2 protein-coding genes and 2 pseudogenes are annotated in these 2,588 nt (G+C 52.8%); 1 reads left to right on the forward strand and 3 read right to left on the reverse strand.

Going from position 1 to position 2,588, the window contains the following annotated elements; all coding sequences use genetic code 11:
* Nucleotides 1–140: 140 nt before the first annotated feature.
* Both SOP95_RS31405 and SOP95_RS31410 read right to left on the reverse strand, forming a co-directional pair.
* Entirely contained in the window at nucleotides 141–914 is a 774-nt protein-coding gene (locus SOP95_RS31405) for a MetQ/NlpA family ABC transporter substrate-binding protein (protein WP_274073834.1), read from the reverse strand.
* 89 nt (nucleotides 915–1,003) lie between these two features.
* A pseudogene (locus SOP95_RS31410) lies at nucleotides 1,004–1,081 on the reverse strand (metal ABC transporter permease); the annotation flags it as partial.
* A 5-nt stretch (nucleotides 1,082–1,086) separates the two neighbouring features.
* On the opposite strand from SOP95_RS31410, the pseudogene SOP95_RS31415 reads away from it, so the two are divergent.
* Nucleotides 1,087–1,306: pseudogene (locus tag SOP95_RS31415) on the forward strand (SCO family protein); the annotation flags it as partial.
* Nucleotides 1,307–1,376: 70 nt separating this feature from the next.
* Here SOP95_RS31415 and SOP95_RS31420 read toward each other — a convergent pair.
* Nucleotides 1,377–2,588 (reverse strand): RHS repeat-associated core domain-containing protein (locus SOP95_RS31420; protein WP_442967803.1); only part of this gene is annotated, 1,212 nt, incomplete at its 5' end.

Genomic DNA, 2,588 nt, shown 5'->3' on the forward strand with positions numbered 1-2,588 from the left:
AACCTGTAGGAGCCCGGCTTGCCGGCGAAGGGGCCCGTGAGATCGCCTTCGCCGGCAAGCCGGGCTCCTACAAGGGCAGTGTTTCAGGCGAAAAAAAGGGGCGCATTCAATGCGCCCCTTTTTTTCGTCATAGCTACAAATCAGAACGCCGGCACGACCGCGCCTTTGTACTTCTCGAGGATGAAAGCCTTCACTTCCGGACTGTGCAGGGCAGCGACCAGCTTCTTCATCGCTTCGCTGTCCTTGTCGTCCGGGCGGGCGACCAGGATGTTCACGTAAGGCGAGTCGCTGCCTTCGATGACCAGCGCGTCCTTGGACGGATCGAGCTTGGCTTCCAGCGCGTAGTTGGTGTTGATCAGCGCCAGGTCGACCTGGGTCAGTACACGCGGAATGGTCGCGGCTTCGAGCTCACGGAACTTCAGGTTCTTCGGGTTCTCGGTAATGTCCTTGACCGTCGACAGGATGTTGTTCGAATCCTGCAACTTGATCACACCGGCCTTGGCCAGCAGCAGCAGCGCACGGCCGCCGTTGGTGGCGTCGTTCGGGATCACCACGGTGGCGGTGCTTGGCAGTTCTTCCAGAGTCTTGTACTTGCTGGAGTAAGCGCCCAGGGGTTCCAGGTGCACGCCGGCAACCGAAATCAGGTTAGTGCCCTTGGCCTTGTTGAATTCATCCAGGTATGGCTGGTGCTGGAAGAAGTTGGCGTCCAGGCGTTTTTCCGCGACCTGCACGTTCGGCTGGATGTAGTCGGTGAAGACCTTGACCTTGAGGTCGACGCCTTGCTGGGCCAGTGCCGGTTTCACGAACTCGAGGATTTCCGCGTGCGGAACCGGAGTCGCCGCGACAGTCAGGGTGTCGGCGGCATGGGCGGAAAAGGCTGCAACGGCAGCGAACGCGACGAGTAGTTTTTTCATTCAGCTAACTCCTTTTGGGTACCCGCTTGCGGCGCCCGTTTGGCGCCTGCCAGCGAATGGCCGGCTCATTGATCATTTACGAGAGCTTTTTATTTCCGGGAAAAATGCACAACCAGCTTGTCGCCTACGGTTTGCAGGACCTGCACCAGCACCAGCAGCAGCAGCACCTGTCGGCCTGACGCCGAACTCTGTTGAAGACCTGCAGAAAGTGGCCAACGCCGTGAGCATTCCGTTCACTCCGGCGGACACCAGCAAGCCGAACTACACCGTCGACCACAGTGGGCAATCTGGCGGTGATCGGGACGGACGGGACGCAGCGCGGGTTTATCCGGGCGCCGTTGAACAATGTGAAGCTGGTGGCGCAGCTGCCGGTGATGCTTAAGCGACAATAAGAATCAGCATCACCAATAGCATTGCTCGCTTTACACAGTTTCTACTACGAGACTATCGCTGAAAATTGGGTTATTGATGGCGTATTAGGGCAACGTTGGCGCCAAAATTTTCCAGCCGTTCTTTTACAGGGACTAGAGATTCATACGCGGGCTTAAAGTGTCCCGAGCTATTCGTAATGCTGAAGCTCTTAATCCCTGTTCGAGTTATTTCGCCAGCACTTACCACTCCGGGGCTTTTTGTAACAGCGCTTAAAGCAAGATGACCAGAGCTTCCTATGAATAGCTCTTCGTACTGAGTGTATACGAAGTTGACCGCATCACTACCTAATGTCTTGGGTCTATAACCACGGAGCTCATGAGGATATGGGATTAAATCCAATTTCCCGGGGTTATTTATTTTTTCTATCGGAACTCTAAGGCTTAACCCCTCACTCCTGGCTTTTTTGTACTGATTGACAATTGTGTCAGGTGATACGCTTTTATCCAACTGGCGTTCATAAAGGGTATACCTTCTTGAAGCAGTGGGGGTAGCAGGAGGAGAAAAAGAAAATGCCGGTTTCTTTCTGATATTAAAAAATGATTTAAAATTCTTCCAAAAAGAATAATGCCCACTGTCGTCCCGCCTATTAATGGGATCTCCCAAACAATAAGCATAGGCATTCAATCCACCCATCCCAAACGGACTGAAGCTATCCGGGCTATGAAACCTTTTCAGCACTGGATTAAACGCCCGATAACCATTGCCCAACAAGTAATTCCCAGTGGTCAAGTCTGTTCGCTCGCCGTTGAACCCCAACAAACTTAGTAAGTCGCTTCTAGTTGGACGATGTCCGTACGGAGAATAGGCGAAGGGACTAGTTCGATTGATTTTATCTACCTGCAATACTGTTCGCATTTGATCTGTCGCCATCAGTGACGTTTCTACCAAATTGTCCTGTTGATCTTTCTGAGCCAGAAGTTGGTCGCCCTGTTGAAAAATCGAACGATGCGCCAATCCCTGAATCTCAGAGACCAAGCGACTTTTACAGTAAAAGCGCTGAAGTCCCTTATCGCCTGTCGCTCCGATGAGTCGGTCCAGCGGATCATAGTGGTAACGGCATAGCACGTTTTGAGCCTTCGCATTCATGAGCAAAACCTCTAAAAGTCTTTGATCTAGTATTTCAGCTTCGAAGATCAGCGAATATCTGTCTACTAGTAGAACTGATAGGGTGAAGGCCCACGCGGAACCTGTAGGAGCCCGGCTTGCCGGCGAAGGGGCCCGTGAGATCGCCTTCGCCGGCAA

The sequence above is a fragment of the Pseudomonas sp. YuFO8 genome, assembly GCF_035065025.1.
In the GTDB taxonomy this organism is placed as follows: Bacteria; Pseudomonadota; Gammaproteobacteria; order Pseudomonadales; family Pseudomonadaceae; genus Aquipseudomonas; species Aquipseudomonas putida_AE.

Bases quoted from the DNA above. Each gene is read 5' to 3' on its own strand.
- SOP95_RS31405 (WP_274073834.1), bottom strand. From the start codon at position 914: ATGAAAAAACTACTCGTCGCGTTCGCTGCCGTTGCAGCCTTTTCCGCC.